Source organism: Pseudomonas sp. NPDC089392 (genome assembly GCF_044749595.1).
In the GTDB taxonomy this organism is placed as follows: Bacteria; Pseudomonadota; Gammaproteobacteria; order Pseudomonadales; family Pseudomonadaceae; genus Aquipseudomonas.
In genome coordinates this window covers 1-24,229 of record NZ_JBIVIF010000028.1, presented here as the reverse complement: position 1 = coordinate 24,229, position 24,229 = coordinate 1, and the positions used below count along the sequence as shown (strand labels likewise).

24 protein-coding genes are annotated in these 24,229 nt (G+C 66.4%); 20 read left to right on the top strand and 4 right to left on the bottom strand.

What is annotated here, in order from left to right:
* Nucleotides 1–18: 18 nt before the first annotated feature.
* A complete protein-coding gene (locus ACIP1G_RS21515) occupies nt 19–1,248 on the top strand; it encodes an NADH:flavin oxidoreductase (protein WP_400740594.1) in 1,230 nt (409 codons plus the stop codon).
* A gap of 90 nt (nt 1,249–1,338) precedes the next feature.
* On the opposite strand, the gene ACIP1G_RS21510 is transcribed toward ACIP1G_RS21515, so the two are convergent.
* Complete coding sequence (locus tag ACIP1G_RS21510; RefSeq protein WP_400740592.1) at nt 1,339–2,172, bottom strand: alpha/beta fold hydrolase; 834 nt, start codon at nt 2,170–2,172, stop codon at nt 1,339–1,341.
* A gap of 238 nt (nt 2,173–2,410) precedes the next feature.
* On the opposite strand from ACIP1G_RS21510, the gene ACIP1G_RS21505 reads away from it, so the two are divergent.
* Genes ACIP1G_RS21505 through ACIP1G_RS21495 form a run of 3 tightly spaced genes read left to right on the top strand, consistent with a single transcriptional unit; the run spans nt 2,411 to nt 4,568 of the window.
* Nucleotides 2,411–3,145: an SDR family NAD(P)-dependent oxidoreductase gene (locus ACIP1G_RS21505; protein WP_400740590.1), complete on the top strand. Its 735-nt coding sequence runs from the start codon at nt 2,411–2,413 to the stop codon at nt 3,143–3,145.
* A 14-nt stretch (nt 3,146–3,159) separates the two neighbouring features.
* Nucleotides 3,160–3,930, top strand: coding sequence for an SDR family NAD(P)-dependent oxidoreductase (locus tag ACIP1G_RS21500; RefSeq protein ID WP_400740589.1), 771 nt, complete (start codon nt 3,160–3,162; stop codon nt 3,928–3,930).
* Nucleotides 3,931–3,935: 5 nt separating this feature from the next.
* On the top strand, nt 3,936–4,568 hold the full coding sequence (locus ACIP1G_RS21495; RefSeq protein WP_400740587.1) for a nuclear transport factor 2 family protein: 633 nt from the start codon (nt 3,936–3,938) through the stop codon (nt 4,566–4,568).
* 206 nt (nt 4,569–4,774) lie between these two features.
* Here the strand turns inward: ACIP1G_RS21495 and ACIP1G_RS21490 are convergent, their stop codons facing one another.
* Both ACIP1G_RS21490 and ACIP1G_RS21485 read right to left on the bottom strand, forming a co-directional pair.
* Nucleotides 4,775–5,965: an acyl-CoA dehydrogenase family protein gene (locus ACIP1G_RS21490; protein ID WP_400740585.1), complete on the bottom strand. Its 1,191-nt coding sequence runs from the start codon at nt 5,963–5,965 to the stop codon at nt 4,775–4,777.
* A complete protein-coding gene (locus ACIP1G_RS21485; protein WP_400740584.1) occupies nt 5,962–7,122 on the bottom strand; it encodes an acyl-CoA dehydrogenase family protein in 1,161 nt (386 codons plus the stop codon). Before ACIP1G_RS21485 ends, ACIP1G_RS21490 begins: the two co-directional genes overlap by 4 nt.
* A 305-nt stretch (nt 7,123–7,427) precedes the next feature.
* Between ACIP1G_RS21485 and ACIP1G_RS21480 the strand changes: the two genes are divergently transcribed.
* The 13 genes from ACIP1G_RS21480 to ACIP1G_RS21420 are packed head-to-tail and all read left to right on the top strand — an operon-like array spanning nt 7,428 to nt 19,642.
* Complete coding sequence (locus ACIP1G_RS21480) at nt 7,428–8,318, top strand: VOC family protein (protein WP_400740582.1); 891 nt, start codon at nt 7,428–7,430, stop codon at nt 8,316–8,318.
* 13 nt (nt 8,319–8,331) lie between these two features.
* On the top strand, nt 8,332–9,207 hold the full coding sequence (locus ACIP1G_RS21475; RefSeq protein WP_400740580.1) for a CoA transferase subunit A: 876 nt from the start codon (nt 8,332–8,334) through the stop codon (nt 9,205–9,207).
* Between the two features lie 11 nt (nt 9,208–9,218).
* Nucleotides 9,219–10,016 carry a CoA-transferase subunit beta gene (locus tag ACIP1G_RS21470; RefSeq protein WP_400740579.1) on the top strand — a complete coding sequence of 266 codons (798 nt, stop codon included), beginning with the start codon at nt 9,219–9,221 and terminating at the stop codon, nt 10,014–10,016.
* Between the two features lie 10 nt (nt 10,017–10,026).
* Nucleotides 10,027–10,944 (top strand): enoyl-CoA hydratase, encoded by a 918-nt coding sequence (locus ACIP1G_RS21465; RefSeq protein ID WP_400740577.1) that lies wholly within the window; start codon nt 10,027–10,029, stop codon nt 10,942–10,944.
* Complete coding sequence (locus ACIP1G_RS21460; protein WP_400740575.1) at nt 10,941–12,065, top strand: NAD(P)H-dependent flavin oxidoreductase; 1,125 nt, start codon at nt 10,941–10,943, stop codon at nt 12,063–12,065. Before ACIP1G_RS21465 ends, ACIP1G_RS21460 begins: the two co-directional genes overlap by 4 nt.
* Nucleotides 12,062–12,814, top strand: a complete 753-nt coding sequence (locus tag ACIP1G_RS21455; RefSeq protein WP_400740574.1) for an enoyl-CoA hydratase family protein — start codon at nt 12,062–12,064, stop codon at nt 12,812–12,814. The genes ACIP1G_RS21460 and ACIP1G_RS21455 overlap by 4 nt, the downstream gene beginning before the upstream one ends.
* Nucleotides 12,815–12,823: 9 nt before the next feature.
* Nucleotides 12,824–13,987, top strand: coding sequence for an acyl-CoA dehydrogenase family protein (locus tag ACIP1G_RS21450; protein ID WP_400740572.1), 1,164 nt, complete (start codon nt 12,824–12,826; stop codon nt 13,985–13,987).
* A gap of 10 nt (nt 13,988–13,997) precedes the next feature.
* On the top strand, nt 13,998–15,056 hold the full coding sequence (locus ACIP1G_RS21445) for an acyl-CoA dehydrogenase family protein (protein WP_400740571.1): 1,059 nt from the start codon (nt 13,998–14,000) through the stop codon (nt 15,054–15,056).
* 3 nt (nt 15,057–15,059) lie between these two features.
* Entirely contained in the window at nt 15,060–16,211 is a 1,152-nt protein-coding gene (locus ACIP1G_RS21440; protein WP_400740570.1) for an acetyl-CoA C-acetyltransferase, read from the top strand.
* 35 nt (nt 16,212–16,246) lie between these two features.
* On the top strand, nt 16,247–17,125 hold the full coding sequence (locus ACIP1G_RS21435) for an SDR family oxidoreductase (protein WP_400740568.1): 879 nt from the start codon (nt 16,247–16,249) through the stop codon (nt 17,123–17,125).
* 34 nt (nt 17,126–17,159) lie between these two features.
* Nucleotides 17,160–17,945 (top strand): SDR family oxidoreductase, encoded by a 786-nt coding sequence (locus ACIP1G_RS21430; RefSeq protein WP_400740566.1) that lies wholly within the window; start codon nt 17,160–17,162, stop codon nt 17,943–17,945.
* Between the two features lie 11 nt (nt 17,946–17,956).
* Nucleotides 17,957–18,427 (top strand): MaoC family dehydratase, encoded by a 471-nt coding sequence (locus ACIP1G_RS21425; RefSeq protein WP_400740564.1) that lies wholly within the window; start codon nt 17,957–17,959, stop codon nt 18,425–18,427.
* Between the two features lie 6 nt (nt 18,428–18,433).
* Nucleotides 18,434–19,642 carry an acetyl-CoA C-acyltransferase gene (locus tag ACIP1G_RS21420; protein ID WP_400740562.1) on the top strand — a complete coding sequence of 403 codons (1,209 nt, stop codon included), beginning with the start codon at nt 18,434–18,436 and terminating at the stop codon, nt 19,640–19,642.
* Between the two features lie 411 nt (nt 19,643–20,053).
* On the opposite strand, the gene ACIP1G_RS21415 is transcribed toward ACIP1G_RS21420, so the two are convergent.
* Nucleotides 20,054–20,971: a LysR family transcriptional regulator gene (locus ACIP1G_RS21415; protein WP_400740561.1), complete on the bottom strand. Its 918-nt coding sequence runs from the start codon at nt 20,969–20,971 to the stop codon at nt 20,054–20,056.
* A 120-nt stretch (nt 20,972–21,091) separates the two neighbouring features.
* Between ACIP1G_RS21415 and ACIP1G_RS21410 the strand changes: the two genes are divergently transcribed.
* The 3 genes from ACIP1G_RS21410 to ACIP1G_RS21400 all read left to right on the top strand — a co-directional run bounded on the left by ACIP1G_RS21410 (nt 21,092) and on the right by ACIP1G_RS21400 (nt 23,796).
* Complete coding sequence (locus tag ACIP1G_RS21410) at nt 21,092–21,850, top strand: 5-oxoprolinase subunit PxpA (protein ID WP_400740559.1); 759 nt, start codon at nt 21,092–21,094, stop codon at nt 21,848–21,850.
* 90 nt (nt 21,851–21,940) lie between these two features.
* Entirely contained in the window at nt 21,941–22,828 is an 888-nt protein-coding gene (locus ACIP1G_RS21405; RefSeq protein ID WP_400740557.1) for an allophanate hydrolase subunit 1, read from the top strand.
* Nucleotides 22,825–23,796 (top strand): biotin-dependent carboxyltransferase family protein, encoded by a 972-nt coding sequence (locus tag ACIP1G_RS21400; protein ID WP_400740555.1) that lies wholly within the window; start codon nt 22,825–22,827, stop codon nt 23,794–23,796. Before ACIP1G_RS21405 ends, ACIP1G_RS21400 begins: the two co-directional genes overlap by 4 nt.
* Nucleotides 23,797–24,229: the final 433 nt, after the last annotated feature.

Genomic DNA, 24,229 nt, shown 5'->3' with positions numbered 1-24,229 from the left:
CCGAGGACAAGGCCTGCCATGAACCAGCCCCTTAACCGATCGCCGTTCAGCCCGGTCACTGTCGGCCCGCTGACCCTGAAAAACCGCTTCATCAAGGCCGCCACCAACGAGGGCATGAGCGCCCAGGGCGTGCCGTCCCGGCAACTGGCCAAGTTGCACGCCGGCCTTGCCAGCGGCGGTGTGGCGCTGACCACGGTGGCCTATTGCGCGGTCAGCCGCGACGGCCGCACGCTGCCCAACCAGCTGATCCTGGAGCGTGAAAGCCTGCCGCACTTCAAGGCGCTGACCGACGCGGTGCACCGCGAAGGTGGGCTGGCCAGTGCGCAGATCACCCACGGCGGTTGTTTTACCTTCATTCGCGAGCGTTCCACCCCCAGGCCGCTGTCGGCCAGTGGCGGCTTCAACAAGATCGGCATGATGAGTGGCATGTTCCTCAAGCAGGCCATGAACGAAGCCGACATGCAGCAAGTGGTGCGCGACTTCGCCCAGGGCGCGCGCCTGGCCCGCGAGGCCGGTTTCGATGCGGTGGAAATCCACATGGGCCATGGTTACCTGCTCAGCCAGTTCATCTCACCGCTGTACAACAAGCGCCGCGACCAGTACGGCGGCAGCCTGGAGAACCGCCTGCGCTTCCCGCGCCGGGTGCTGCGCGCGGTGCTGGACGCGGTTGGCCAGGAGCTGGCGGTGGTGTGCAAGTACAGCATCACCGAAGGCGTGCGTGCGGGTAACAGCGCCGAGGACGGCGCGCAGATCGCGCGCATGCTGGAGCAGGAGGGCGCGCACTTGCTGGTGCTCAGCGCCGGGATGAACGCCGAGTCGATCACCACCATGTTCGGCTCGTCGTTCCCCAAGGAAAACCGCGTGCAGCAGAAGAACCCGGTGATTGCCCTGGCCATGGCGCTGCAGCGGCGCATGGACCCGGTGGTGGAGTTTCGCGAGTTGTACCTGCTGGAACATGCGCGCAAGGTGCGGGCGGCAGTGAAAATGCCGCTGGCGTACCTGGGCGGTGCCAAGAGCCTGGCGAGTATCGAGCAGGTCATGGCCGAGGGCTTTGACCTGGTGGCCATGGGACGGGTGTTGATCGCCGAGCCTGACTACGTGAACAAACTGGCCAGTGGCGCCAGCCGCAACTCGATCTGCACCGCGTGCAACCGCTGTGTGGCGATGATGTATACCCCGGGTGGCACATCCTGTGTGCTCGGCCAACCGGGTGATGCCCAGCTCAACAGCCAGCGCGCCGGAGGGTAAGGCGACAGACTGTGGGAGCGGGTTTACCCGCGAATGCGTCGTTTTAGCCAATGGCGCATTCGCGGGTAAACCCGCTCCCACAGGACCGTATCACCCGTGCTGCAGGAACTCCAGGCAGCTACGGTTGAACAGCTCGCGATGCTCCACCTGCACCCAGTGCCCGCAACGGTTCAGCACAATGAACCGTGCCTGGCGTGCGCCATCGATGATGTGCTGGGCGCCACTGACCGGGTTGAAGTTGTCGTTGCTGCCCCAGAACCCGAGGATCGGGCATTCGATCTCACCCAGGCGCGTGCGCATGTTCGGCACCAGCATGGTGCTGAACAGGTTCTTCGGTTGCGTCACCGCCACCGCCACCCGCTCCAGCAGCAGTTCTTCGGGCAGGATCGAGTCATCGAACAGCTGCAGGCGCATCATGCTGCGCATTTCCTCAAGGCCGATGGGGCCGGCATTGAACAGCCCGACCATGCGCAGGATGCCGGGCATCTGGAAGTAGGTTTCCCGCTCCTCCACGCCCCCCGGAGCCAGCAGGATCAAGCGTTCCGCCAATTGCGGCAGGCGCAGCGCCAGGCCCAGGGCAATGGCACCGCCCAGCGAGTTGCCGAGCAGGGTGCAGCGGCTGATGCCGAGTTGCTCGAGCAATGCCGCCACGCAATCGACAAAGAACCCCAGCTCGTAGCGCACGTCTTCGGGCTTGTCCGAACGGCCGAACCCGGGCAGGTCGAGCAGGATGTTGCGGTAGCCGGCCGCGACCAGCGCTGGGTAGTTGCCCTTGAAGTTGCTGAAACCGCTGGCGCCCGGGCCGCTGCCGTGCAGCCAGAGCACCACCGGGCCCTGGCCTTCGTCCAGGTAGTGCAGGCGCAGGCCGTTGGGCAAGGTGGCGTAGTGGCCGGTGGGCAAGGGCAAATCGACGGGTTGGTTCATGCCGGTTCTCCAGTTCTTGGTGGGGTGAGGGCACGCCGGGCAGGCCATCTTGCCGCCTGAAGGGGAAGGCCAGGCCGGCCCGGAATGCGTCCCCCGATCCTGTGCCGCCTGGGCCCGGCCGGCATCGTCCATCCGGACCACGACGCGCGCGCAGCGCTAGTCCTATCGGACGATGTTCGGCACGGGCCGGCGGCCAATGATGGTGGAAGACCAACGGGCTTCAACCAAGGAGAACGCTATGAAACTGCAGAACAAAGTGGCCTTCGTCACCGGCGCCGGGCAGGGCATGGGCCAGGCCATCGTGCGCCGCTTCGTCGCCGAAGGGGCGAAGGTGGTAGCTGTCGACCTCAACCAGGCCGCGCTTGCCGCCAGCCTGGCCGACCTCGGCGAGCAGGTGCTGGCGCTGGGCTGCAACGTCGCCGATGGCGCGTCGGTGGCCGATGCCATGGGTCAGGTCGAAGCGCATTTCGGCGGCCTGGACATCGTCGTCAACAACGCAGGCGTCGGCGCCCTCGATGCCTTCCTCGACACACCGGACGACAGTTGGGCACGGGTTATCGGGGTCAACCTGAGTGGCACTTTCCTGTGCTGCCGCGAAGGCGCCCGCTTGATGCTCAAGGGCAAGCGCCAGGGCGTGCTGATCAACCTGTCGAGCACCGCCGCGCTGACCGGCGAAGGGCCAAGCCACTACTGCGCCTCGAAGGCCGCAGTGATGGGCCTGACCCGCTCGATCGCCCGTGAACTGGCGGCCCAGGGCATCCGCGTCAACACCCTGGTGCCGGGCCCGACCAACACGCCGATGATGGCCGGCATCCCCGATGAGCACATGCAGGCGCTGCTGAAGAACGTGCCCCTGGGGCGCATGTGCGAAACCGACGAGATCGCGCGGGTGGCGGTGTTCCTGGCCAGCGATGACGCCAGCTTCATCACCGGGCAGAACATCGCCGTCAACGGCGGCATGGCCTTTATCTGACAGGAGATCAACCGATGAGCAAACGTCTGAAAGGCAAGATCGCCTTCGTCACCGGGGCCGGCTCGGGCATTGGCGAGGCGACCGCATTGCGCTTCGCCGAAGAGGGCGCCCTGGTGGTGCTGTGTGGGCGGCGCCGCGAGCCGCTGGAAGGGGTACGTGAGCAGATCCTGGCCCGTGGTGGCTGCGCCGAAGTGGCGGTGGCCGACGTCAGTGACGAACAGGCCTACGTGGCGGCACTGCAAGCCACCGCCCAGCGCCATGGCGGCCTGGACATCCTGGTCAACAACGCCATGGCCTATACATGGGGCGGCATCGACAACATGAGCACCGCCGACTGGCACGCCAACTTCGCCACCACCGTGGACGGCACCTTCTGGGGCACGCGCACGGCGATGCAACTGATGAGGGGCAAGGGCGGCTCGATCGTCAACATCGCTTCCATCTGCGGGCTGTTCGGTACCTCCTGGATGGCCGGTTATTCCGCCGCCAAGGCTGCGGTGATCAACTTCAGCCGCGCGGCGGCCAGCGAAGGCGCGGCGGACAATATCCGTTGCAACGTGATCATTCCCGGCGTGGTCGACACGCCGGCGACAGCGGGCATGCTGAGCGACGCCAAGGCCCGGGCCAATACCGAGAAGGTCATCCCCATGCGCCGGGTCGGCCTGCCGCAGGAGCTGGCCAACGCCATCCTGTTCCTGGCCAGCGACGAGGCGTCGTACGTGACCGGGGCAAGCCTGGCCGTGGACGGCGGGCGCGGTTCGGACCTGTACACGGTGCTGGAGTGACGGCCATGGAGAGCAGCACCACGCTGCTGCAGCGCATCGACCGCCTGGAGTCGCTGGACGCGATTCGCCAACTGGCCGGCAAGTACGCGTTGGCCCTGGACATGCGCGACATGGACGCCATGGCCAACTGCTTCGCCGCAGATGTGCGGGTCGGCCGCGACAAGTATGGCCGCGCCCACCTCAAGGCCTGGCTGGACGAGACCATGCGCAAGCAGTTCCATGGCACCTCGCACCACCTGGGCCAGCACATCATCGAGTTCAGCGATGCCGACCATGCCACGGGCGTGGTGTACTCGAAGAACGAGCATGAGACCGGGCCGGAGTGGGTGATCATGCAGATGCTGTACTGGGATGACTACGAGCGTATTGACGGGCGCTGGTGTTTCCGCCGCCGCCTGCCGTGCTACTGGTACGCCACCGACCTGAACAAGCCACCGATCGGTGGCCTGAAGATGCGCTGGCCAGGGCGTGAGCCTTATGCCGGGAGCTTCCACGAGCTGTTCCCGTCGTGGGATGCGTTCTGGGCCCAGCGGCCGGACAAAGATGCCTTGCCGCAGATTGCCGAGCCGGCGCCGCTGGAGGGTTTTCTGCAAGCGATGCGGCGTGGGGCAGGAGACCCGAAGATTCGCGTTCGCTAGCTACTGCTGCCAAGGCAGGTGCCCCTGCCTTGCGCAATTTCCAAGGGCTGGCGCGATCCTTGTGGTAGCGGGTTCACCCGCGAACACCGGCTACGCCGGTGCCATACACCGTGTTGCCTGCTTCGCGGGTGAACCCGCTCCCACAAGGATCGCGCCAGTAATCAGACATTGGGCAAGATAGTTGATCCCATGATTCAAAAAGGGGCTCAGCGCCCCTTCACCTCCCGCGGCATGCCCAGCGCCCGTTCGGCAATCACATTGCGCTGGATCTCGTTACTGCCGCCATAAATCGTGTCGGCCCGGGTAAACAGGAACAGCGACTGCAACCGGCTCAACCCATACGGCGCGCTCTCCAGCACTTCGGCCGCATCCCCCAGCACATCCATGGCCAGCTTGCCCAGCTCGATATGCCAGTTCGACCAGGCCAGCTTGTAGATCATCGCTTCACGCGCGAGGCTGCCATCCTGCGGCCCGGACAGCATGCGCAGGGAGTTGTAGCGCAGTACCTTGAGCCCCGACCAGGCCTGGGCCAGGCGCTGGCGTAGCAGCGGGTCGTGGGCAGCGCCGTTGGCACGGGCTATGCGCAGCACTTCTTCCAGCTCGTTGTGAAACTGCATCTGCTGGCCCAGCGTCGACACGCCGCGCTCGAAACCCAGCAAGGCCATGGCGATCTTCCAGCCTTCGCCGGGCTGGCCGACCAGGTTGTTTGCCGAAGTCTCGGCCTGGTCGAAGAACACCTCGTTGAACTCGCTGGTACCGGTCAGCTGCTGGATCGGCTGAACGCGGATGTTCGCCTGGGCCATCGGCACCAGCAGGAACGACAAACCCTGGTGGCCGACGCTGCCAGACTCGGTGCGCGCCAGCACGAAACACCAGTCGGCCTCATGGGCCAACGAGGTCCAGACCTTTTGCCCGCTTATCAGCCAGCGCTCACCGTCGGCATCGAGGCGGGCGCGGGTTTGCACGTTGGCCAGGTCCGAGCCGGCGCCGGGTTCGGAGTAACCCTGGCACCAGAACGCCTCGCCCTTGAGGATCCCCGGCAGCAGGCGCTGGCGTTGCTCGGGCGTGCCAAAAGCAGCAAGGGTAGGGCCGACCAGCCCCTCGCCGATATGGCCCATGCGCCCAGGGCCACCGGCCCGTGCGTATTCCTCGTGGAAGATCACTTGCTGGCTGATGCTCAGGCCGCGGCCACCGTCTTCAGGCTGCCAGCCCACGCCCACCCAGCCACCGGCTGCCAACTCGCGCTCCCAGGCTTTGCGCTCGGCGGGGAAGCTGTGCTCGTCGCCAGGGCCGCCGCGAAAGCGCAGCGGCTCGAATTCGCCTTGCAGGTGCGTCGCCAGCCAGCGGGCAATCTCTTGGCGGAAGGCTTCGTCCGCCGTACTGAAGCCGATTTTCATGGTCGTTCTCCCAATAACTCGCTGGCCAGGCATTCACGGTGCCACGCCGGGTTGCCGAGCAGCTGTTCACTGGCCCTGGCGCGCTTGAAATAGAGGTGTGGGTCGTATTCCCAGGTGAAGCCGACCCCCCCGTGCAGCTGGATCGACTCGGCCGCGCAGTGGAAGAACGCTTCGCTGGCATGCGCCTTGGCCGTGGCCGCCGCGGCCAGCAATTCGCTGCGCACGGCCGGGTCGCCGTCTTCGGCCAGGTACTCGCGGGCCACGCAGGCGGCGTACCACACGGCCGAGCGGGCGCATTCGACTTGCAGCATCATGTCGGCGCAGCGGTGCTTGATGGCCTGGAAGCTGGCCACCGGGCGGCCGAACTGGTGGCGTTCGGCTGTGTAGGCCAGGGTCAGGTCCAGTGCCTGCTGGGCACCGCCGAGCTGTTCGGCGGCCAGGCCAATGGCTGCGATACGCTGGGTGGCCTGCAGCAGTGGCCAGGCCCGATCAATGGCGCCCAGGCGCTGTGCTTCGCTGACCTCGACCTGGCGCAGCTCGATACGCGCCAGGCGCCGGGTCTGGTCAAGGGTGGGTAATGTAGTACGTACTACGCCTGGTGTGTTGGCCGGCACGGCGAACAGGCTGACGCCGTGTTCGCCAACGCTGCCTGGGCGGCGCACGGCGATCAGCAGCAGGTCAGCCTGGGCGCCGTCGATGACCTGGGCGTGGCAGCCATCAAGGCGGTAGCCATCGCCATCGGGCCGCAGTTCGACCTGCAACTGCCCGGCCTGCAGTGGGCAGGCCAGGGTAGCGTGCAGCTGGCCTGCGGCGATGGCCGGCAACCAGTCGGCTTGCAGTACCGGGTTGTCGGCCAGCAGCAGGGCCGGGGTAGCCAGGCAACTGGTGGCGAACAGCGGCGAGCCGAGCAGAAAGCGCCCGCATTGCTCCAGCAACACGGCCAGCTCGACAAAGCCAAGGCCCATTCCGCCGTAGGCTTCGGGCACCATCAGTGCGGGCCAGTAAAGCGCCTGGCCGATCTGCCGGTACAGCTCGGGGTCGTAGCCGTCGTCACGGCTCATGCCCGTGCGTACTGCATGCGAGTCGCTGGCCTGGGCGAGAAAACGCTCGGCACTGTCGCGAATCATCAACTGTTCCTCGGTGAAAGCGAACTCCATAGTGGGCATCTCTAGGTTGGTGGGGCAGCGTTGCCGCCCTTCGCGGGCAAGCCCGCACCTACAGGGGTAGCAGCGAGCCTGTGGGAGCGGGCATGCCCGCGAAGGGCTGCAGCGCAGCCCCAGGATTCAGATAAACAACAACCCGAATCTAGGGCCGGGCCACTCACCGCGAATCATTGAAACGGACTAGGCGCGCAGCCCGCCGCGCCACGCCTTGCGCTTAGTCTCAACGGACGATGAGCGCAGGCGTGGCGCTTTGCACAATGTTCCCCAAGGCAACCCCTTGAGCCAGGAGGAACATGGGCATGATCGACATACGTGGTTTGAGCTATTTCGTCTCGCAGATCGAGAACCTCGGCCAGTGGCAACGCTACGCCGAGGATGTGCTCGGCATGCAGGTACAGGCGGCACCCGGCGGCGGCCTGTACGTGAAGATGGACGAGCGGCCCTACCGCATGCTGGTGGTCGAGGGCGACTCGCCGCGCTACCTGGCCAGTGGTTGGGAGCTGGCCAATGAGCAGGCATTCAACCAGGCCCTGCAACACCTGGACCGCTGCGGCGTGGCCTGGCAGGCCGGCAGCGCCGAAGCCATCGAGCAGCGCGGCGTGCAGGCGCTGGTGACGCTGACCGACCCGTCCGGCAACGCGCATGAGCTGAGCTGGGGCCACCGCTCCGACTGCCTGCCGTTCGTGTCGCCGCAGGGGGTGCCGCGTTTCATTACCGGCGACATGGGCCTTGGCCACACCGTGCTGCCCGCACCCAACTTCGACGCCACCCTGGCGTTCGCCAAGGACGTGCTCGGCTTCGGCCTGTCGGACATCTTCAATTTCCGCCCGGACCCTGCGGCGCCGCCGGTGCGTATCCACTTCCTGCACTGCGCCAATGCCCGCCACCACAGCCTGGCACTGGCCGAGTACCCGGTGCCGTCCGGCTGTGTGCACGTGATGGTCGAGGTGGACTCGATGACCGAAGTCGGCCGTGCCCATGACCGCCTGCAGGCCCAAGGCGGGCAGCTGTCGGCCACCCTCGGCCAGCACCTGAACGACGGCATGACCAGTTTCTACATGAAGACACCGTCCGGCTTCGACCTGGAGTACGGCTATGGCGGGTTGCAGGTCGACTGGGCCGAACACTCGGCCTTCGAGTTCACCCGCGTCAGCATCTGGGGCCACGACTTCTCGGTCGGCCGCCAGTAAGGAGCAGTTGAGCATGAACAAGCAAATGACCAGTGCCGATGCCGTCGCCCAGTTGCGCGATGGCATGACCATCGGCTTCGGCGGCTGGGGGCCGCGGCGCAAGCCGATGGCCATCGTCCGGGAAATCCTCCGCTCGCCGGTCAAGGACCTGACCGTGGTCGCCTACGGCGGCCCGGAAGTGGGCATGCTGTGCGCCGCCGGCAAGGTGCGCAAGCTGGTGTTCGGCTTCGTCACCCTCGATGCCATCCCGCTTGAACCGTATTACCGCAAGGCCCGCGAGGCCGGCGAGCTGGAGCTGATGGAACTCGACGAAGGCATGTTCCAGTGGGGCCTGCGCGCCGCGGGCATGCGCCTGCCGTTCCTGCCTACCCGCTGTGGCCTGGCCACCGATGTGACGCGGTTGAACCCGTCGCTGAAGACCGTCCGTTCGCCCTATGACGACGGCGAGGTGCTGCTGGCCATGCCGGCGCTGGAGCTGGATGTGGCGTTCCTGCATGTGAACGTCGCCGACCGCCTGGGCAACTGCCTGGTCACCGGCCCCGACCCGTATTTCGACCACCTGTTCGCCCGCGCGGCCAAGCAGTGCTTCGTCTCCTGCGAGCGCCTGGAACAGCGCCTGCAACTGGATGCCGAGCAGGCCCGCTTCAACACCTTCGAGCGTTACCTGGTGACAGGCGTGGTGCATGCCCCGCTCGGTGCCCACCCGACGTCGTGCCCGTCGGACTACGGCTGGGACCTGGAGCACCTCAAGGGCTATGTCGCCAGCGCCCAGGAAGAGGGCGGTTGGCAGCGCTACGTCGAGGCCTGCGTGGCCGGCGGCGAGCAAGCTTATCAAGCGCACAACGGCGGCGCCGCGCGCATGGGCGCCTTGCCCTTACCTGTGTTTTGAGGAGTCCGAGCATGACTGCCACCTGTGAATTCACCCTTGCCGAACTGCTGATCGTCGCCGCTGCCGAAGCCTGGCGTGGCAACGGCGAGGTCATCGCCTCGGGCCTGGGCGTGATCCCGCGCCTGGGGGCGAGCCTGGCCAAACTCACCCACAGCCCCGAACTGCTGATGACCGACAGCGAGGCGTTCCTGGTCGAGGAACCGATCCCGCTGGGCCCACGCGGCGAGCAATCGCCTCGCTACAGCGGCTACCTGTCGTTCGAGCGGGTGTTCGAGTGCGTCTGGGGCGGCCGCCGCCACGCCATGATCGGGCCGACCCAGGTCGACCGCTGGGGCCAGACCAACCTGTCCTGCGTCGGCGACTACCACAAGCCGCGCACCGCCATGCTCGGCGTGCGCGGCCTGCCCGGCAACAGCATCAACCATATCAACTCGTTCTTCGTGCCCAACCACAACACCCGCGTGTTCGTCAGCGGCGAAGTGGACATGGTCTCGGGCGTCGGCTTCAAGGCCGAGCGCTGGCCGCAAGGCGCGCGCCGCGACTTGATGGACATCCGCCAGGTCATCACCGACCTGTGCACCCTGGATTTCGACGGGCCTGAGCGCGCCGTGCAGGTGCGCACCCTGCACCCGGGCGTGAGCTTCGACGAAGTGCAGGACAAGACCGGCTTCCCGTTGCTCAAGTCGGCGCAACTGCGCGAGACCGCGCACCCCAGCGCCGAGCAGTTGGCGCTGATCCAGCGTCTCGACCCCCATGGCTTGCGCGCCAGCGCGATCAAGGGCAACCCGCCCGGCATTCGCGCCGCCTGAGGACACCAGCATGCACAGCAGCGACAGCCAATTCGTCAGCCGCGAAGACTCGGCCGTTTACGAAACGCAAAGCCCGGTGCTTTATGCCGTGGCCGAGGGGATCGCCACGCTGACCCTGAACCGCCCGGCGTTCAACAACGCGCAGAACTCGCAGATGACCTACGCCCTGGACGCAGCCTTGCGCCAGGCGGTGGACGACGACAGCGTCAAGGTCATCGTGCTGCGTGGCGAGGGCCGGCATTTTTCCGCCGGCCACGATATCGGCACCCCAGGGCGCGACATCAACAAGCCCTTCGACCGCGCGCACCTGTGGTGGGACCACACCAACAAGCCCGGTGGCGAGCAACTGTATGCCCGCGAGCAGGAGGTGTACCTGGGTATGTGCCGGCGCTGGCGCGAACTGCCCAAGCCGACCATCGCCATGGTCCATGGCGCCTGCGTGGCGGGTGGGCTGATGCTGGCGTGGGTATGCGACCTGATCGTCGCCAGCGACGATGCGTTCTTCCAGGACCCGGTGGTGCGCATGGGCATCCCGGGGGTGGAGTACTTCGCCCACCCCTATGAGCTGAACCCACGCATCGCCAAGGAATTCCTGTTCTGTGGCGAGCGCATGAGTGCCGAGCGTGCCTACCAGATGGGCATGGTCAACCGCGTGGTGCCGCGTGAGCAATTGCAGGCGGTGACCTATGCGCTGGCGGCCAGCATCGCCCGGCAGCCGCGCATGGGCCTGGCCCTGACCAAGCAGGCGATCAACCACGTCGAGGACCTGCAGGGCAAGCGCACGGCCATGGATGCGGCATTCGCCTGGCACCACTTCGCCCATGCCCATAACGAGCTGCTGTCGGGCGACAAGCTCGGCGGCTTCGACGCCAAGGGCATGGCCCAGGCCAACAAGCAGGCGCTGCAGGGCGAAGGGGGCGAGCGGTGAGCCGCTGGATGAACACGCCACTGACCGAGGCGCTGGGCTGCCGCTACCCGGTGGTGCAAACGGCCATGGGCTGGGTGTCCGATGCCAACCTGGTGACCGCGACCACCCAGGCTGGCGGGTTCGGCTTCCTGGCCGGGGCGACGATTGCTGCCGATGCCCTGGAGGGCGAGATCCGCAAGGTGATCGAGGCCACCGGTGGCAGCAACTTCGGCCTCAACTTCCACATGTTCCAGGACAACGCGGCGCAGTGCGTCGACCTGGCCATCCGTTATCGCCTGCGTGCGGTCAGTTATGGGCGCGGGCCGGATGCACAGACCATCGCCCGCTTCAAGGCCGCCGGGGTGTTGTGCATTCCTACCGTCGGCGCCCTCAAGCATGCGCTCAAGGCCCAGGAACTGGGCGCCGACCTGATTACCTTGCAGGCGGGCGAGGGCGGCGGCCATACCGGCGGCGTGCCGGGCTCGATCCTGTTGCCGCAGGTACTGGCGGCAGTGCGCGTACCGGTGATTGCCGCCGGTGGCCACTCCACCGGGCGCGGCCTGGCCGCGGTGCTGGCGGCCGGTGCCAGCGGCATCGCCATGGGCACGCGGTTCCTGATGACCCGCGAATCGCCGACCCCGGCCACCACCCTGGCGCGCTACCTCAAGGTCGACGACCCGCAGCAGGTACGGGTAACCACGGCGGTGGACGGCATGCGCCACCGCATGATCGAAAACCGTTTCATCAATCGCCTTGAACAGGCCGGGCCGTTCGGCCGCCTGCGCATCGCCCTGGCCAGCGCCTGGCAATGGAAGCAGCACACCGGCATGAGCCTGGCGCACATGGGCGCGGTGTTCCTGCGTGCCCTGCGCGAAGACCCGGCGGCCTTGTCGCAAGTGGTCATGGCCGCCAACCAGCCGGTGCTGTTGCAGCGCTCGATGGTCGATGGCCAGCCCGACGCCGGCATCCTGCCCAGCGGCCAGGTGGCGGCGGCGATCAGCGAGCTGCTCAGCTGCCGCGAGGTCATCGAAGGCATCGTCGCCGAAGCCAACCAGTGCCTCGACGCCTTGCTCGCGCGCTGCCCGGCCGAGCCTGCGGCAACCCCCAACGACAGACTTGCCCTTAGCGGAGAACGCTCATGAACCAGGCTTTCACCACCCAGATCGACCAGGGCATTGCCGAACTGGTGATCGACAAACCGCCGGTCAACGCCCTCGACAGCCAGCAATGGCGCGCCCTGGCCGCGCAAATCAACAGCCTTGGGGCCAACCCCGAGGTGCGCGTCATCGTCATTCGCGCCGAAGGGCGCGGCTTCTGTGCCGGCGTCGACATCAAGGAACTGGACGCCCACCCCGAGCGCATCGTCGAGGTCAACGCCGGCAACTATGAAACCTTCAAGGCTGTGCACCGCAACCCGGTGCCGGTGATCGTCGCCGTGCATGGCTTTGTGCTGGGCGGCGGCATCGGCATCACCGGCGCTGCCGACATTGTCGTGGCCGCCGACTGCGCGCGCTTTGCCCTGCCGGAAGTGGACCGCGGCGCCATGGGTGGCGGCGCGCACCTGCAGCGGCTGTTCCCGGTGCAGAAGGTGCGCTACCTGTTTTTCACCGGCGACAGCATTGGCGCCCAGCAGGCCCAGGCTTACGGCTTTATCGAGCGTGTGGTGCCCAAGGCACAGCTGCGTGAAACGGCACTGGAGATCGCCGCGCGCATCGCCGCCAAGAGCCCGGGCATGATCCGCATCGCCAAGGAAGCCTTGAACGGCATCGAGGACGGCAACCTGGAAGACAAGTATCGCTGGGAGCAGGGCTTCACCCTGCAGGCCTACACCAGCCCCGACTCGGCGGAGACCCGCCGGGCGTTCGTCGAAAAACGCGACGCCAAGTTCTGAGGGAGCGCCATGCAACTGACCTTTACCCCCAAACAGCTGGCGTTTCGCGCCGAGGTGAGGGCCTGGCTCGCGCATAACCTGCCGCGCCAACCGCTGGCCAGCTACGACACCCGCGAAGGCTTCGAGCAGCACCGAGCCTGGGAGGCCAAGCTGTTCGAAAGCCGCTGGTCGATGGTGATGTGGCCTGCCGAACTGGGTGGGCGCGGCTGCGACCTGATCGAATGGCTGATCTTCGAGGAAGAGTACTACGGCGCCGGGGCGCCGATGCGCGTCAACCAGAACGGCCAGTTGTTGCTTGGCCCGACCCTGATGGAGTTCGGCACCGCCGAGCAGAAGCGCCGCTTCCTGCCGCGCATGGCGGCCAGCGTGGACATGTGGGCGCAGGGCTGGTCAGAGCCCAACGCCGGCTCCGACATGGCGGCGATCACCAGCAAGGCGCTGCTCGACGGCGACCACTATGTGCTCAATGGCCAGAAAACCTGGTCGACCCGGGCGATCTTCGCCGACTGGCTGTTCGGCCTGTTCCGCAGCGAGCCTGGCTCCAGCCGCCACCATGGCTTGTCGTTCCTGATGGTGCCGCTTGATGCACCGGGGGTGAGCATTCGCCCGATCAAGGCGCTGAACGGCAAGGACGCCTTTGCCGAGGTGTTCTTCGACGACGTGCGGGTGCCGGTGGCCAACCGCATCGGTGCCGAGGGGCAGGGCTGGCACGTGGCAATGGCCACCGCCGGTTTCGAGCGCGGCTTGCTGCTTCGCTCGCCCGCGCGCTTCCAGTACACCGCGCGCAAGCTGGTCGAGCTGTTCAAGGCCAGCCCGGAAAGCGCCGCCCGCGACCCAGGGCTGGGCGAGGCGGTCGGCGACTGCTGGATGGGCGCCGAGGCCTACGCATTGTCGGCCTACCACACGGTCGGGCGGCTGTCCCGGGGTGAACAGATCGGGGCCGAGTCGAGCATCAACAAGATCATCTGGTCCGAGCTCGACCTGAAGATGCACGAAACCGCCATGCGCCTGCTGGGCGCGCGTGGCGAACTGTTGGCCAACGCACCGGCGGCAGTAGAGGCGGCGAACTGGCTGGAAGGCTTCCTGTTCGCCCAGGCCGGGCCGATCTATGCCGGCACCAACGAGATCCAGCGCAACATCATCGCCGAGCGCATGCTCGGCCTGCCCAAGTAAGGACCAGGCCATGGACTTCACCTTTACCGATGACCAGCTGTCGTTTCGCGAAGCCATCAGCCGTTTCCTGATGACCGAAGCCGCCCCGGAAATGCTCCGGGAAATCTGGGAAACCGACGCCGGCCGCTCGCCCGACCTGCGCAACCGCATTGCCGCCCAGGGCCTGACGGCGCTGTCGGTGCCCGAGGCCGAGGGCGGCCTGGGCATGGACGATGTGGCCTGGGCCCTGATGACCCAGGAGCTGGGCTATTACGGCATCCCTGATTCACTGGCCGACACTGCGTATGTGGCCGCCGGGCTGCTGGCCGGCCTCGACCCCGGCAACCCGGCGCGCGTCGAACTGCTGCCGCGCATCGCCGAAGGCAGCGTGCGCCTGGCGATCAGCCACGCCATCAACCCGCTGGTCAGCGACGCCCAGCTGGCTGAGGTGCTGATTTTACCGGCGGGCGATGAGCTGCACCTGGTGCCGCGGGCGGCAGTGGATGTGCTGGCCAACCCGAGCATCGACGCCTCGCGGCGCCTTGGCCAGGTGAGCTGGAACCCGTCAGCGCAGACTTTGCTGGCCACTGGCGAGCAAGGCCGTCGCCTGCAGGCGCAGCTGCTCGACCGCGGCGCGCTGTCGGTGGCCGGGCAGTTGCTCGGCCTGGCCCAGCGCATGCTCGACCTGTCGGTGGACTACGTGGCCCAGCGCAAGCAGTTTGGCCGGCAGATCGGCAGTTTCCAGGCGGTCAAGCATCACCTGGCCGACGTGGCGCGCCAGATCGAGCAGGCCAAGCCGGTGCTGTACCGCGCCGCCCATGGCCTGGCGCGCGGCGCGGCGAACGCCTCGGTGTGGGTCTCGCAGGCTCGCCTGGCCTGCTGCGAGGCCAGTTGGCTGGCGGCGCGCCACGGCATCCAGGTGCATGGCGCCATGGGATACACCTGGGAAGTCGACCTGCAGATGTTCATGAAGCGGGCCTGGGCGCTGGATGCGTCCTGGGGTGACCGCGGTTTTCACAAATCCCGTGTCGGCGCTTACCTGTTCGCCGACGGCACCCGGCTTGGGCCAGGGCATACCTTCGAGGAGTAGAACATGGCAGAGGCATATATCGTCGATGCGCTGCGCAGCCCCACCGGCAAGCGCAAGGGCGCGCTGGCCGAGGTGCATGCCATCGACCTGGGCGCACATGTGCTCAAGGCCCTGGTGGCACGCAACGCCATCCCTGCCGAGGATTACGACGACGTGATCTTTGGCTGCGTCGATACCATTGGCGCCCAGGCCGGTGACATTGCCCGTACCAGCTGGCTGGCCGCCGGCTTGCCGCTTTCGGTACCGGGCACCACGGTCGACCGCCAGTGCGGGTCGTCGCAGCAGGCGCTGCACTTTGCAGCCCAGGCCGTAATGAGCGGCACCCAGGACGTGGTCGCCGTAGGCGGCGTGCAGACCATGACCCGCATTCCGATTTCTTCGGCGATGCTGGCTGGCCAGCCACTCGGCTTTGCCGACCCGTTCAGTGGCAGCGAGGGCTGGCGCGCGCGCTTCGGCACGCAGCCGGTCAACCAGTTCTTTGCCGCACAACGCATCGCCGATCACTGGCAGATCAGCCGCGAGCAGATGGAAGTGTTCGCTCTGGAAAGCCATCGCCGGGCCTTGGCGGCCATTGCCAGTGGGCGCTTTGCCCGCGAAATCGTCAGCTACCAGGGGTTGGCCGTGGACGAAACCCCGCGCCAGACCAGCTTGGCGAAAATGGCCGAGCTGCAACCGGTCGACCCGCAGTTTGCGTCGATCACGGCGGCGGTTTCCAGCCAGACCTGTGACGCTTCGGCGGCCTTGCTGGTGGTCTCGGAAGCGGCGCTCAAACGCTACGACCTGACGCCCCGGGCGCGCATCCACCAGCTGACGGTGCTTGGCGACGACCCCATCTGGCACCTCACCGCACCCATTGCCGCCACCCGCAGGGCCTTGCAACGCAGCGGCCTGCGCATGGCCGATATCGACCGGGTGGAAATCAACGAAGCCTTCGCATCGGTGGTCATGGCCTGGAGCAAGGAGCTCGACTACGACCCGGCGCAGACCAACGTCAACGGCGGCGCCATCGCCCTCGGCCACCCGCTGGGCGCGACCGGTGCCCGCTTGACCACCACGCTGCTCAACGAACTGGAATGCAGTGGCGGCCGCTATGGCTTGCAGACCATGTGCGAAGGCGGTGGCCAGGCCAACGTAACCATCATCGAGCGCCTGTGAAGCGCGCTCTTCATTACCGGTAAAAGGATTCAGACATGGCGATATGTGAAGGCCGTACGGTGATCATCACCGGTGCCGGCGGCGGATTGGGCCGCGCTTATGCGCTGGCATTCGGCGCCGAGGGCGCCCAGGTGGTGGTCAACGATATCCGTGCCGAGGCGGCGCAGGCGGTGGCCAGCGAGGTCCGCGCCAATGGTGGCCAGGCCATTGCCAACAGTGACGACATCACCAGCCTGGCCAGTGCCCAGGGCATCGTCGACGCCGCGCTTGCAGCGTTCGGCGAAGTGCATGTGCTGGTCAACAACGCCGGGGTGCTGCGCGACCGCATGTTCATCAGCCTGGATGAAGACGACTGGGACCTGGTGATGCGCGTGCACCTCAAGGGCCATTACTGCCTGGCGAACATCCTTGGGCGCCGTTGGCGCGACCTGGCCAAGGCCGGCACGCCGGTTGCCGGGCGGATCATCAACACCAGTTCCGGGGCCGGCCTGCAGGGCTCGATCGGTCAGTCCAACTACGCCGCAGCCAAGGGCGGGATTGCTGCGCTGACCCTGGTGCAGGCGGCAGAGCTTGCACGCTACGGGGTCACGGCCAACGCCCTGGCACCGGCCGCGCGCACGGCGATGACCGAAAGCGCGATGCCGGACGTGGTCAAGGCGCCGGAGGACGGCAGTTTCGATGCCTGGGCGCCGGAAAACGTGGCGCCGCTGGTGGTGTGGCTGGGCAGTGTCGAATCGGCCCAGGTGACCGGGCAGGTGTTCGAAAGCCAGGGCGGGCGGATATCGCTGGCCGATGGCTGGCGCACGGGTACCACCGAGGACAAGGGCGGGCGTTGGCAGGTAAAGGAAATCGGCCCGGTGGTGGCGCAGATCCTTGCCCAGGCGCCGGCGGCACAACGGGTCTGGGGCAGCTAGGCCGCGCCAGAACATCGACTATAGGAAACCGCACATGAAGCAAGCTCCCCCTTATGTACCTGGCCACCAGTTGCTGGCCGGCAAGTCCGTGTTGATTACCGCCGCTGCGGGTGCCGGTATCGGTTACTCGGCAGCCCGGCGTAGTGCCGAAGAAGGCTGCCGCGCGCTGATGATTTCCGATGTGCACCCACGCCGCCTGGAGGAGGCGGTGGAGCGCCTCAAGGCCGAAACCGGGCTGCAGGCCATTCATGGCCAGTTGTGCGACGTTACCGTGGAGGCCGATGTGCAGGCATTGGTCGACCGCGCCGAGGGCCTGCTGGGCGGCGTCGATGTGCTGATCAACAACGCCGGGCTCGGCGGCCAGAAGGCCGTGGTCGAGATGACCGACCAGGAATGGTCGCGGGTAATCGACGTGACCCTGACCGGCACCTTCCGCATGACCCGGGCCATGCTGCCGCACATGCAGCGGCGCGGTGCCGGTGCCATTGTCAACAACGCTTCCGTGCTGGGCTGGCGGGCGCAGAAGGAGCAGGCGCACTACGCCGCGGCCAAGGCCGGGGTGATGGCGCTGACCCGCTGCAGCGCCCTGGAAGCGGCCGAGCATGGCGTGCGCATCAACGCGGTGTCGCCGTCGATTGCCCTGCACGACTTTCTCAAGAAGGCCTCCAGCGAAGCGTTGCTGGCCAGCCTGGCCAGCCGCGAGGCCTTTGGCCGCGCCGCCGAGGTCTGGGAAGTGGCCAACGTGATGATGTTCCTGGCCAGCGACTATGCGTCGTACATGGTCGGTGAAGTGTTGTCGGTCAGTTCACAGCAAGCCTGAGGAGCCCCACCATGAGCCATGTGTTCAACAGTGCCCAGGCCTTGCTGGCCGCCGAGGGTACCGACCTGGGCTGCAGCGAATGGCTGACCATCAGCCAGCAGCGCATCGACCTGTTCGCTGAAGCCACCGGCGACCACCAGTGGATTCATGTCGACCCTGAGCGGGCTGCGCAAGGCCCGTTCGGCGCCTGCATCGCCCACGGCTACCTGAGCCTGTCGCTGGTCAACCTGTTCCTGCCGCAGCTGCTGACCATCGGCAACCTGGCGATGGGCGTGAACTACGGCAGCGACCGTGTGCGCTTCCCGGCACCGGTGCGCGTTGGCGCGCGGGTGCGCGGCCGTGGCCAGGTGCTGCGCGCCGAGCAGGTGGCCGACAGCGTGCAGCTGGTGGTGCGGGTCAGCGTCGAAATCGAAGGCGAAAGCCGCCCCGGCTGCGTGATCGACACCATCAGCCGTTACACCTTCAACCCTGTAGCCGAGTGAGCCGTCATGGACCTGAATGAAGCAGTCATCGTTGCCACCGCACGTACCGCGCTGGCCAAATCGTTCCGTGGGTCGTTCAACGACACCGAAGCACCGGTACTTGGCGGGCATGTGGTCCGCGCCGTGGTCGAGCGTAGCGGGGTGGAGGCCGACGCCATCGACGATGTGATCATGGGCGCGGCCGTGCAGCAGGGCACCCAGGCCTACAACATCGGCCGCCTGTGCGCCTATACCGGCGGGCTGTCGCACAGTGTGCCGGGCATGGCCGTGGACCGCATGTGCGCCTCTGGGCTGATCAGCATCGGCATGGCCGCCAAGGGGATTGTCAGCGGCGAGCTGAACATAGCCATTGGTGGCGGCGTGGAGTCGCTGTCGCTGACCCAGACCAAGCACAAGAACACCTACCGCGCGCAGTCCCAGGCGGTGCAGGCGGTGATGCCGGATGCCTACATCCCGATGCTGGAAACCGCCGAGATCGTCTCGCGCCGCTACGGCATCAGCCGCGCCGCGCAGGATGAGTATTCGTTGCAGAGCCAGTTGCGCACGGCGGCCGCCCAGCGCGACGGGCTGTTCGACGAGGAGCTGGTGCCGTTGGAGGTCGACAAGCTGCTGTTCGACCAGGACGGCCAGCCTGCCGGGCATCAGCGGGTGCGGGTGGAGCGCGACGAGTGCAACCGCCCGGATACCCGGCTGGAGGACCTGGCGGCGTTGAAGCCGGTATGGAAGGACGGCAAGTGGGTGAGCCAGGGGGAGTTCGTCACGGCGGGCAATGCCTCGCAGTTTTCCGATGGTGCCTCGGCCAGCCTGTTGATGAGCCGTGGCGAAGCGCGTCGGCGCGGCCTGGCGCCGCTGGGTATCTACCGGGGTATCGCCTTGGCCGGATGTGCGCCGCAGGAGATGGGTATCGGGCCGGTGCTGGCGGTGCCCAAGCTGCTCAAGCGCTTTGGCCTGGGTGTGGCGGATATCGGCTTGTGGGAGATCAACGAGGCGTTTGCCTGCCAGGTGCTGCATTGCCGGGATGCGCTGGAAATTCCGCCCGAGCGGTTGAACGTGAACGGCGGGGCGATCTCGATCGGTCACCCGTTCGGCATGTCGGGTGCGCGGATGGTGGGGCATGCGTTGCTCGAAGGGCGCCGGCGTGGCGTGCGCTACGTGGTGGTAGCGATGTGTATTGGTGGCGGGATGGGGGCCGCGGGGTTGTTCGAGTTGCCTTGATAGCCGCGTGATCGCTCCCACAGGATTTGCGCAGCCCCCGAGCCTTGTTGGCAGGCGCTGCGCGTACTCTGTGGGAGCGGGTTCACCCGCGAAGAATCCAGCGCGGTGCATGGCACCGGCTATGCCGGTGTTCGCGGGTAAACCCGCTCCCACAAAGTGGCCAGACTTGCATCAGCTTTCCACCCCCAACAGCTGGTCAATCCTCCCGGCAAACCGCTGCAAGGCCGGCAGGTACTTCACCACCGCTTGCTCTTTACACCGTCAGGTTGTGGTGATGGCTGAAACTGCGCTACCTGCATGAATAGCTGAGGCAGTGCCGGCCCTTTCGCGGGTGAACCCGCTCCTACAGGGATATCACCGGCTTGTAGGAGCGGGTTCACCCGCGAAGAGGCCGGGCCTGCAAAAAACAGGTCAGCGCCGCGCCGACAACTGCTGCGGTGCCAGAAACGCATCATGGAAGTAATTGCGCACAGCCTGCATCGCCGGGCTGAACGCCCGCTCCCGGTGCCAGGCCAAGCCCACGCTCATGGGTGTCACCGGGTCGCTGATGGTCACCGTCTCGATGCGCTTGCCCTCCAGCGACCAGGGCCGGTGCACCAGGTCCGAGAGGATCGCCACGCCGCTGCCATTGGCGACCATGCTGCGCACGGCCTCCACCGAACTGGTGCGCACCCGCACGCTCGGCCATTGCCCGGCCTGTTCCCAGTAGCGCATGGCGCTTTGCTCGGCCTCGTCCACGGTCAGCAGGATAAAAGGCTCGCAGGCCACGTCGGCCAGGCTCACCGACGAGCGCTCGCACAGCGGATGGTGGCCGGGCAGCCACAGCCGGCGCTCGGAGTTGAACAGCGTTTCCGAGACGATGTCCGCATGGGTGAGGTTGGCGGTGAGCACTACCGCCATGTCGAAGCGCCCCTCCAGCAGGCCCTGCTCGATGGCGCTGCGCTCCTGTTCGTACAACTCCAGGGTCACGTCCGGGTGCCAGTGCTCCAGCCGCTGCAGGTGATGCGGCAGGAAGTAGCCGATCACCGTATAGCTTGCCGCCAAGCGCAGCAGGCCGCTGGCGCGTACGTCCGGTAGCGGGCTGTTCAGCGCATCGTCGACGCTGCGCAGGATCACATAGGCGCGGTTCAGAAAGTGCCGGCCGGCCTCGGTCAGGCTCATGCCCTGGGCCGAGCGCTGGAACAGCAGCACGCCGAGCATGGCCTCCAGCTCCTTGATGGCCGTGGTCACCGCCGACTGGGAGATGTTCAGGTGGATCGCCGCCTGGGAAATCTGGCCGATTTCGGCGGTGGCGACGAAGTAACGGACCTGGCGCAGGGTCAATGACACGGTAGGCTCCATGGGTATCTGATTTTCAGAAGGTACCCTATCTGTTTATAGATCTTCCCAAGGGGGTGCGGAGAATCTAACGTGGCTTGCATGCAGCCACAAGCGCCAGGAGATGTAGCCATGCAAGCAGTGGATTTCAATTCGGACATGGGTGAGGGCTTTGGCCCGTGGACCATTGGTGATGGCGTCGACAACGAGCTGATGGCTTTCATCAGCAGCGCTAACATTGCCACGGGCTTCCATGCCGGCGACCCCGGCACCATGCGCCGCACCGTCGAGCGGGCCAAGGCCCTGGGCGTTGCGGTGGGTGCGCACCCGGGCTTCCGTGACCTGGTCGGTTTCGGCCGCCGGCACATCAACGCCCCGGCCCAGGAACTGGTCGACGACATGCTCTACCAGTTGGGTGCGCTGCGCGAAATTGCCCGTGCCCAAGGCGTGCGCTTGCAGCACATCAAACCGCACGGGGCGTTGTACATGCACCTGGCGCGTGACGAACAAGCCGCCCGCCTGCTGGTGGAAAACCTGCGGGTGATCGAGCCTGAGCTGCTGCTGTACTGCATGCCGGGCTCGGTGATCTGCCGCATTGCCCAGCAACTGGGCCAGCCGGTAGTTCGCGAGTTCTACGCCGACCGCGAGTACGACCTGAGTGGCTCGATCGTGTTCACCCGTAATGTGCGGGGCTACGAGCCCAAAGCGGTCGCCGAACGCGTGCTGCGCGCTTGCCAGCAAGGCGTGGTGCGCACAGTCGAAGGGCAGGACCTGGCCATCGAATTCGATTCCATCTGCCTGCACAGTGACACCCCGGGCGCGCTCGACCTGGTCGAGGCCACGCGCAAGGCTCTGGACGCGGCCGGTATCGTGGTGCGTACACCGCGTTGAGTTCGTGAGGCAGCCGGCACGCACAAGCCGGAGCCCGTGCATTTTGTTTTCGCCTGCCTTTCTATAAAGATTCCAAGAAAAGGAACAGTCATGGCCGAATCGCTTGCTACAACCCCGATCCGCTACAGCTTCGGCGCCGACGAGCACCTGTTTGCCGAAGTCAGCGACAGCATGTCGCTGGAAGCCTTTTTCAAGGGCATGGCCGTTACTCGCGCAGTGGAGCGGCTGGCGCTGGATGGCGTGTTGGATGTGTGCCTGGCCAACGCGTCGTTCCAGATCCGCTTCGACCCCGACCGCATCGCCCCCGAAGCACTGCTCGAAGCCGTGCGAGGTGCCGAAGCGCAGGCGGTGGCCGAGCGTTCGTTGCACACGCGGATCATCGAAATCCCGGTGCTGTACAACGACCCCTGGACGCACGAAACCTTGATGCGTTTTCGCGACCGCCACCAGGACCCGGCCAGCACCGACCTGGAGTATGCCGCGCGCATCAACGGCCTGGCCGATGTCGAGGCGTTCATCGCCGCGCACAGCGGCGCGCCGTGGTTCGTTTCCATGGTCGGCTTCGTTGCCGGCCTGCCGTTCATGTTCCAGATGGTCGAGCGCGAGCGGCAACTGCAGGTGCCGAAATACCTGCGCCCACGTACCGACACGCCCAAGCTCACCCTGGGCCATGGCGGCTGCTTCGGCTGCATCTACTCGGTGCGCGGCGCCGGGGGGTACCAGATGTTCGGCGTCACCCCGGCGCCGATCTACGACCCGCAGCAGACCTTGAATTACCTGAAGGAGCACATGGTGTTCTTCCGCCCAGGTGACATCGTGCAGTTCAAGCCGATTGACCGGCGCACCTACGACCAGGCGGTGGCGGATGTGGAGGAGGGCCGTTTCGACCTGCGCATTCGCCCGGTGGAATTCTCACTGGATGCCTTCCTCGCCGAACCGGTCGGCTACCCGAAATCGCTGCAGGAGGTGCTGGCATGATCAAGGTACTCAAACCGGGCCTGGCGACGTCCGTGCAGGACCTTGGCCGCGAAGGCTACTACCACCTGGGCATTCCGCCGTCCGGTGCACTCGACCAGTATGCGCTGAGCGCGGCCAACCACCTGGTGGGCAACCCGGCGGGCGCCGCAGGCCTGGAGTGTGCGCTGGTGGGGCCGGAGCTGGAGTTCCTGCAAGATACATTGGTGGCGATATGTGGCGCACAGATGCCAGCGTTGCTCGATGGCCGTGAACAGCGCCCCGACACGGCCTTTGCCGTGCGCGCCGGGCAGGTACTGCGCTTCGGTTTTCCCACGGCAGGTGCGCGTGCCTACCTGGCGGTGGCTGGCGGCATCGATGTGCCCGAAGTGCTCGACAGCCGTTCCACTTATGCGCTGGGGGCGTTGGGTGGCTTCCATGGGCGCAAGCTGATGGCCGGGGACCTGCTACCGGTCGGTGTGCCCAGCGGCAAGACCCGCGCCGGTGCAAGCCTGCCCATGGCCCTGCGCCAGGCCCTGGGCGGCGAGGTGGTGTTGCGGGTGGTGCCGGGGCTGTACTTCCACCGCCTGACCGAAGCTGCGGCGCAAAGCTTTTTCACCGAGGCGTGGACAGTCGGCTCCGAAGCGGACCGTATCGGTTACCGCTACAAAGGTGGCAGCGCCTTGAGTTTCCAGCCGCGCGAGCAGCCATTCGGTGCCGGGTCGGATCCGTCGAACATCGTTGACAGCTGCTATCCGATCGGCTCGATCCAGGTGCCAGCGGGGCTGGAGCCGATCATCCTGCACCGCGATGCAGTGTCGGGTGGCGGGTACGCCATGATCGGCACGGTGATCAGTGCCGACCTGGATTTGATTGGCCAGATGCAGCCTAACCAGCAGGCGCGGTTCCTGGCGGTGAGCCTGGAGCAGGCGCTGGAGGCGCGGCGCTCGTACAAGAAAAAGCTCGGCTGCCTGGCCAGGCTTTTCAGCTGACCTGCATACGAAGCCGTGCTTTTTTGTGGGAGCGGCATGTGCCCGGGATCCCTGTAGGAGCGGGTTTACCCGCGAACACCGGCGCAGCCGGTGCCATGCACCGCGTCGCCTGCTTCGCGGGACAAGCCCTAATGCCAGTCAGTTAAGCGGTAACGGCTGACAGGTGCTTGCCTTGGGATTTTGGTTGCCTGTTGGATCGAGCGCCGCCCGCGCGGCGCTTCGCGGCACAAGGCCGCTCCCACTGTCTGTTTCGGGCCAGTCCATCCTGTTAAGTCACCTCTGTCCGCCTTGTTTGTTCCCTTCGATATTGAAGGGGGCGCCGCTGCTCTTCATCAATATCCAGCCATGCACCCAGGGTGCGAGTGCGCAGGTGGCAGGAGTAACTGGCCCGAAACAGATGTGGGAGCGGCCTTGTGCCGCGAAGCGCCGCGCG

Coding starts and splice junctions, on each gene's coding strand:
- ACIP1G_RS21480 (WP_400740582.1), top strand. CDS start 7,428: ATGATCGACATACGTGGTTTGAGCTATTTCGTCTCGCAGATCGAGAAC.
- ACIP1G_RS21510 (WP_400740592.1), bottom strand. CDS start 2,172: ATGAACCAACCCGTCGATTTGCCCTTGCCCACCGGCCACTACGCCACC.
- ACIP1G_RS21465 (WP_400740577.1), top strand. CDS start 10,027: ATGCACAGCAGCGACAGCCAATTCGTCAGCCGCGAAGACTCGGCCGTT.
- ACIP1G_RS21505 (WP_400740590.1), top strand. CDS start 2,411: ATGAAACTGCAGAACAAAGTGGCCTTCGTCACCGGCGCCGGGCAGGGC.
- ACIP1G_RS21430 (WP_400740566.1), top strand. CDS start 17,160: ATGAAGCAAGCTCCCCCTTATGTACCTGGCCACCAGTTGCTGGCCGGC.
- ACIP1G_RS21400 (WP_400740555.1), top strand. CDS start 22,825: ATGATCAAGGTACTCAAACCGGGCCTGGCGACGTCCGTGCAGGACCTT.
- ACIP1G_RS21425 (WP_400740564.1), top strand. CDS start 17,957: ATGAGCCATGTGTTCAACAGTGCCCAGGCCTTGCTGGCCGCCGAGGGT.
- ACIP1G_RS21450 (WP_400740572.1), top strand. CDS start 12,824: ATGCAACTGACCTTTACCCCCAAACAGCTGGCGTTTCGCGCCGAGGTG.
- ACIP1G_RS21475 (WP_400740580.1), top strand. CDS start 8,332: ATGAACAAGCAAATGACCAGTGCCGATGCCGTCGCCCAGTTGCGCGAT.
- ACIP1G_RS21455 (WP_400740574.1), top strand. CDS start 12,062: ATGAACCAGGCTTTCACCACCCAGATCGACCAGGGCATTGCCGAACTG.
- ACIP1G_RS21435 (WP_400740568.1), top strand. CDS start 16,247: ATGGCGATATGTGAAGGCCGTACGGTGATCATCACCGGTGCCGGCGGC.
- ACIP1G_RS21440 (WP_400740570.1), top strand. CDS start 15,060: ATGGCAGAGGCATATATCGTCGATGCGCTGCGCAGCCCCACCGGCAAG.
- ACIP1G_RS21410 (WP_400740559.1), top strand. CDS start 21,092: ATGCAAGCAGTGGATTTCAATTCGGACATGGGTGAGGGCTTTGGCCCG.
- ACIP1G_RS21485 (WP_400740584.1), bottom strand. CDS start 7,122: ATGGAGTTCGCTTTCACCGAGGAACAGTTGATGATTCGCGACAGTGCC.
- ACIP1G_RS21445 (WP_400740571.1), top strand. CDS start 13,998: ATGGACTTCACCTTTACCGATGACCAGCTGTCGTTTCGCGAAGCCATC.
- ACIP1G_RS21500 (WP_400740589.1), top strand. CDS start 3,160: ATGAGCAAACGTCTGAAAGGCAAGATCGCCTTCGTCACCGGGGCCGGC.
- ACIP1G_RS21490 (WP_400740585.1), bottom strand. CDS start 5,965: ATGAAAATCGGCTTCAGTACGGCGGACGAAGCCTTCCGCCAAGAGATT.
- ACIP1G_RS21515 (WP_400740594.1), top strand. CDS start 19: ATGAACCAGCCCCTTAACCGATCGCCGTTCAGCCCGGTCACTGTCGGC.
- ACIP1G_RS21405 (WP_400740557.1), top strand. CDS start 21,941: ATGGCCGAATCGCTTGCTACAACCCCGATCCGCTACAGCTTCGGCGCC.
- ACIP1G_RS21420 (WP_400740562.1), top strand. CDS start 18,434: ATGGACCTGAATGAAGCAGTCATCGTTGCCACCGCACGTACCGCGCTG.
- ACIP1G_RS21470 (WP_400740579.1), top strand. CDS start 9,219: ATGACTGCCACCTGTGAATTCACCCTTGCCGAACTGCTGATCGTCGCC.
- ACIP1G_RS21495 (WP_400740587.1), top strand. CDS start 3,936: ATGGAGAGCAGCACCACGCTGCTGCAGCGCATCGACCGCCTGGAGTCG.